The organism is Synechococcus sp. H60.3 (genome assembly GCF_047462295.1).
Classification (GTDB): Bacteria; Cyanobacteriota; Cyanobacteriia; order Thermostichales; family Thermostichaceae; genus Thermostichus.
On the sequence record NZ_JANSIY010000135.1, the window covers coordinates 1 to 5792 of the forward strand.

Genomic DNA, 5792 nt, shown 5'->3' on the forward strand with positions numbered 1-5792 from the left:
TTGGCATGATTTGCTCCCTAGAAATTGTGAAGCAATACATCCAGAATCAGTCAGAGGGTGCTATCCATCCCCACCGTATAGACGGTGAGGAATTCCGCACCTTACGTTAATTTTCACTGGTGGCGGGCCACAATTGATGTCCTCACCCCCGCCCCCTCTCCCTCAGGGAGCTATCCCTCACCCCCGTCCCCTCTCCCTCAGGGAGAGGGGAGTTGGGGAGACGCGTTCGCGACAGCGTTGCGCAGCAATAGCGATGTGACGAGAGGTTTTATTGCTGCTTGAAATAAAGGGGTGCAGCAGGAGTTTCCCTGGGGTGAAGCGAGATCCTGATGGCTAGGTAGTACAAGGGATCCTTTCTGTGTGATGCTACAAACAGAGGCAGGCTAGGAGAGGGAACAGACCTTGCGAGTGGGGATCATCGGCACCGGCTACGCGGCTCGCTCACGGGCTGAGGCCTTGCGCAAAGATGGGCAAGTGGAGATTGTGGCTGTTGTCGGTCGATCCCCCGAGCGGAGTGCTACTTTTGCCGCCGAGTTTGGGGCTGTTGCCTATTTCGACTGGTCTTCTCTCTTCCGCGAGCAGCGGCTGGATCTGGTTTTTGTCAGCACCATCAATCGGGATCATGGGGCCATTGCCCGCGCTGCGCTGGAAGCAGGGATCCACACTGTCGTTGAATATCCTCTTGCCCTCAGCCTTGCCGAAGCCCGGTCGCTGGTGCAATTGGCAGCCGAGCGGCGGTTGCTGTTGCACGTGGAGCACATCGAGCTCCTCAGCGGCATCCACCTGTTGCTGAGGCGGGAGCTGGAAGGGCTGGGCAAGTTGTTTGCCGTCCGCTACATCACCCTCACCGCCACCCACCCCGCCCCCGACCGCTGGACCTACCGGCCTGAGCTGTTTGGCTTCCCCCTCATGGGGGCTGTCTCCCGCATTCACCGCTTGGTGGACTTGCTGGGCAAGGTGGAGCGGGTGAGCTGTCAACTGCGCTACGACGGGCCGGATTTGCCCCAGCGCTACAGCAGTTGCTACTGCACAGCCCAACTGAGTTTTGCCAGCGGGTTGCTGGCAGTGTTGACCTATGGCAAGGGAGACTCTCTGTGGTGCTCGCAGCGGCTACTGGAGTTCCACGGCCAGCGGGGGGGCCTGCTGATCAACGGCGAAGAGGCGATGCTGTTGCGCGCCGGCAGTGCCCACCCCTTGGAGACGGGATCCCGCCACGGCCTGTTCGAACAAGACACCCGCATGGTGCTGGATCACCTGCGCCACGGCAGCCCTCTCTACGTAGACACCGAAAAGATGCTCCATGCCCTCGCCGTGGCCGAGGCCGCCGAGCGATCCGCCCAAACCCAGCAGGTTGTCCGCGTGGAAGTGTGACCCATCCAACTCCAGAGAACCCTTAGGGGAGAAGTTCGAAAGCGTTTTCAGAAATTGCAGACAGCTATGAAACAGCATGCTGGTTATCCCCCCTCTCCCCCAAGGGGAGAGGAGCTGGGGGTGAGGAGGGCCGGCTGCTCAGCTCCCAAACACGCTGACAATGCGGCGCATGGCTTCTTCTACGTTGGCGCGGCTGTTAAAAGCCGACAGGCGCAAGTAGCCCTCGCCGGCGCTGCCAAAGCCAGAGCCGGGAGTCCCCACCACATGGCAGGTGTGCAGCAGCTTGTCGAAAAACTCCCAACTGCTCAGCCCAGTGGGCGCCTTTACCCAGACGTAGGGAGCGTTGACGCCGCCGTAGGCCTGGATCCCGGCTTTGGCCAACTGCTCGCGGATGATGCGGGCATTCTCCAGGTAAAACTGCACCAAAGCCCGCACCTGGGCCTGCCCTGCCTCAGAATAGACGGCTTCTGCCCCCCGCTGCACGATGTAGGCCACGCCGTTGAACTTGGTGGACTGGCGGCGATACCACAGGCTCCAGAGATCCACCCAGGAGCCATCGGCAGCTTGGCCCCGTAGCGACTTGGGCACCACTGTAAAGGCGCAGCGGGTGCCGGTAAAGCCGGCTGTCTTGGAAAAGGAGCGGAACTCGATGGCGCATTCCCTTGCCCCCGGGATCTCGTAGATGGAGTGGGGGATCCCAGGCTCCGTAATGTAGGCCTCGTAGGCGGCATCAAAGAGGATGAGCGAGTTGTGGGCGCGGGCATAGTCCACCCAGGCCTGCAGATGCTCCCGGGTTGCTACTGCACCGGTGGGATTGTTGGGAAAGCAGAGGTAGATGACATCGACTTTTTGCTGGGGCAGGCTGGCGGTGAAGTGGTTTTCCGCCGTCAGCGGCAGATAGACCAGGCCCTCGTACTCACCCCGCTCGTTGGCCGGCCCCGTATGGCCCGCCATCACGTTGGTGTCCACATAGACGGGATAGACGGGATCCGTGATGGCAATGGTGTTGTCGTGACCGAGGATATCCAGGACGTTGCCACAGTCGCACTTGGAGCCGTCGGAGATGAAGATCTCAGAAGCGTCGATGTCGCAGCCGCGAGACTGAAAATCGTGCCGGGCAATGGCTTGGCGCAGCCACTCGTAGCCCTGTTCTGGGCCGTAGCCGCGGAAGGTAGCCCGCTCCCCCATTTCCTCCACGGCCCGGATCATGGCCGTCCGGCAGGCCTCCGGCAGCGGCTCGGTAACATCGCCAATGCCCATCTTGATAATTTGGGCTTCCGGATGGGCGGCAGCAAAGGCCTGTACCCGCCGGGCAATCTCGGGAAAGAGATAGCCGGCCTTCAGCTTGAGGAAGTGGTCGTTGATCCTGGCCATAGGAGTTGAGCACTGCTTAAAAAACCACCGGCCCTCCAGTGTAGCCGAAGCCACCTCCCTCCTGCTTCTGTCAACCCCTGTAACCTGCCTGGCTCACTGCCTCAGGCTATCCAGGCTGAAGGCACCCACTGGCGAGGTCAGGTGAAACTCTCCCCGCTCCTGGGTCAGGCCCAGGGGGCGGCTGGGAAAGGCCACCAGGATCCCTTCTAGGCGCAGCGACTCCGCCAGCGGATCGTAGGCCAAGCGCAGCTCGAAATCCCGCAGGTCGCGGCGCACCTCAATGCGGCGGATCCCTGCCTCCGTTAGGCCCAGGCGGAGCCGCCAGTGGTTTTGCCACTGCGTGCCGAGGGTGGCATCCAACTCCAGTCCATAGGTAGAGATCTGGCCTAGCCGAGGATCGTAAACCGCCTGCAGCGCGTAGCTGATCCCCGGCTCATAGCTATCTAGACCCGAGCGCTGCTCCCGGTTGAAGGTGGTGCTGCTGCGCCCTCGATATTCCAGACGGATCGGTTGTAACTGCCCCTCGTTGAGGTCGTAGGAGGTTTGCACCTGGATGTTGAATAGCTCAGGGGTGGTGTTCCAGGTAAAGTTGGCGTTGAGGGTATCCCACTTTTGAGCGACAAAGTCGTAACCTAGGCTGGTGTCCAGGCGCAGCAGGTTTTTTACTTCCGCCTGCAGCTCCTGCAAGTTGCGGGAGGCAATCGCTTCCAAATCCTCCGGCGTATCGTCGGGGAAGGTCAGGGCTATGGGCAGCTCGCCGGGCAGGTCATCTTCAAAGGCGATGTAGCCGGGGGGCACGTTGAGCAGGAAGTTGCGCGGGGTGAAGAAGCTAATGCTGGCGTTGAGGCGATCCACATCCTTGGGGCTGACGGAAAGGGTTTGAAAAGGAGCGGAATTGTTGCCGTAGAAGGTGCGGCTGTAGCGCAGATCGATGGTGTTCCAGTCGGCGGGCTTGAGGCTGAGGCGGGGGTTGAGGCTGACGGTGGATTCCTGGTCGGGGGTTGAGTACAGGACTTGGGTGTAGTCGATCGAGCCGGGCATGAAGGTGATCCAGGGAGCCGGTTGAATGTCGTTGAATTGAAGGCTGGAGCGCAGCTCGTAGCGATTGAAAAAGTTGAGGCCGGATCCCACTTCTCGATCCGGCTGTTGCTCTTGGGTCAGGGTGAAGGTGCTGCTGAGGGAGATATCGGGAGCGATGCGGAGGAGATCGGGATTGAAGGCCAGCTCGAAGTTGCGGCGCGGCTCGGTGTCGCCGTTGGAGCTGCTGTAGGCGCGGTAGTTGAGGCGGTAGGTGCCGCCCCAGCCGGGTGGGGTGAGTTGGGCAGCCAGGGTCAGCCGTGCGTCAGCAAAATCTGGCCCATCTTTGACGCTGACCCGCTGGTTGTAGTCCAAGCGCAGATCCGACTGCAGCCAAGGCACGCCCCCGTAGCGCTGGATGTGACTGAGGGTGAGGGGAAAGCTATAGGTGCCGTTCTCCTGGGATCCGCTGCGGTTGATGTTGAGGGTGGTGGTGGAGAGATCCCCCTGAAAGGTGGCGTTGAGGCGGAGGTCAGCGTTGTCGTTGCGCCCGCCGGCAGGGCGGTAGGTGTTGTCTAGGTTGAGGTTGAGCTGGCCCCGCAGTTGGCCCTCTTGGCCGAGGAGGTTGGCGGCGTAGAAGTCGAAGTTGTGGTCAAGGCGGAAGCGGCTGGAGAAGCGCCGCTGGTCGGCCTCAGTTACCAGGTAAAACTGGGCTCGCCCGTAGTTGACGCTATCGGGGATGGGGAGAATGTAGTCGTGCAGAAAGCCGATGCCCAGGCCTTTCTTCTGCAGGACATCCAGCCGCAGGCCGCCGAAGTTGTACTCGTCGAAGCGGTAGGCCCAACTGGACTTGACAAACACCCCTTCCGCCTCGCTGCGCCCCGGCAGCACCCACTGGTGATCCCGCAGGCTGTAGACGAAGAGGGGCAAGTAGGCAATCTGCAGCCCCGCCCGCAGATCGCCCTCTTGGGTGAGCTCGCCACCGGCAAAGACGCGGGCGTCGTAAACGATGACCCGGTCATCGGGAAACACCTCCACCCGATCCCCTTGCACGTAGTGGGTGATGGGCGGCTCCGGCGAGGTGGTGACGGTGGCCTTCTCGAAGAAGATCCGCTCTCCCAACAGGGCAGTGGTCTCTTGGCTGCGCACAAAAACCCGGGTGCCCGGCTCCTCCCCCGGCAGGATCACCAGCGAGTTTTCAAATTGAGCGCTGCGACCGGGGATATCCAAGTCCAGGTTGCGCCCCTCGATTTGCCGGATCCCGCGCCCCTGCGGCCCAGGAGGCCACTCCATGCGAAAAGGGCCCTCGCTGCGCAGGCGCCGTTCCCGCCGGTAAAACAACAGCCGCTCGCCGCTGATGCGGGTGCCGTCGGCCAGTTGGATCTGGGCGTTTCCCTCGGCAATGCCCAGGTCTTGTTCAGCGATGTAGCGGAGCACATCCCCACTGACGTTGATCTGATCCGGGTCGAGGGGGATCTGCCGTTGGCTGGTGGCGGTGGCCGCCAGTTGCTGGCGAATCTGGGATCCCTGGCTGGCAGGCGGAGCGGCTTCTGGGCCGGTGGCAGAAGCGCCCAGATCCCGCAACAGGGGGAACCGCTCCAACAACTGGGGAGCCAGTAGAGATCCGGCAGTGGGGGTGAATGACTCAGTTCCGGTTTGAGCTGCCATCTGAGTGCCGGTGGAAGAAGGTGCAGGGGAAGGGGCGCCGCCCAAATTCCAGCTCCCGCCGGCTTGCGAGATCAAGGTCGGGATTCGCTGCGCCGCCTCTTCCGAACCAAGCCCCTCTGGCCCTTGAGGGGTAACCGGATAAGCAGTAGCTAAGCTCTCGCCAGTGGATCCTAGGCCGCGCCTAGCCTCGGTGGGACGCAGGCGGCGTTCTTCTTCCATCCGCAGGGCAGCAGCTTGGGAACGGGGAGAGCCGAGGGAGTCCAGAGTCGGAACAGTTACAGAGGGCGTCGCCACTGAAGCGGGCCGGGAAGACGGCGTTGCCTGGGCCTGTTGTGCCTGCCGCCGGGCGTGGGCCGCTGCCC

General features: G+C 62.1%; 3 protein-coding genes. 1 reads left to right on the top strand and 2 read right to left on the bottom strand.

Annotated elements, in window-relative coordinates; all coding sequences use genetic code 11:
- Nucleotides 1-408: 408 nt before the first annotated feature.
- Nucleotides 409-1371, top strand: a complete 963-nt coding sequence (locus NW841_RS11500) for a Gfo/Idh/MocA family protein (RefSeq protein ID WP_414370983.1) — start codon at nt 409-411, stop codon at nt 1369-1371.
- 138 nt (nt 1372-1509) lie between these two features.
- On the opposite strand, the gene NW841_RS11505 is transcribed toward NW841_RS11500, so the two are convergent.
- Together NW841_RS11505 and NW841_RS11510 are read right to left on the bottom strand one after the other, a co-directional pair.
- The gene (locus NW841_RS11505; RefSeq protein WP_414365312.1) at nt 1510-2745 is read right to left on the bottom strand and encodes an LL-diaminopimelate aminotransferase; all 1236 of its coding nucleotides are present in this window, start codon (nt 2743-2745) and stop codon (nt 1510-1512) included.
- 93 nt (nt 2746-2838) lie between these two features.
- Nucleotides 2839-5792 (bottom strand): hypothetical protein (locus NW841_RS11510; protein ID WP_414386482.1); only part of this gene is annotated, 2954 nt, incomplete at its 5' end.

Coding starts and splice junctions, on each gene's coding strand:
- NW841_RS11505 (WP_414365312.1), bottom strand. CDS start 2,745: ATGGCCAGGATCAACGACCACTTCCTCAAGCTGAAGGCCGGCTATCTC.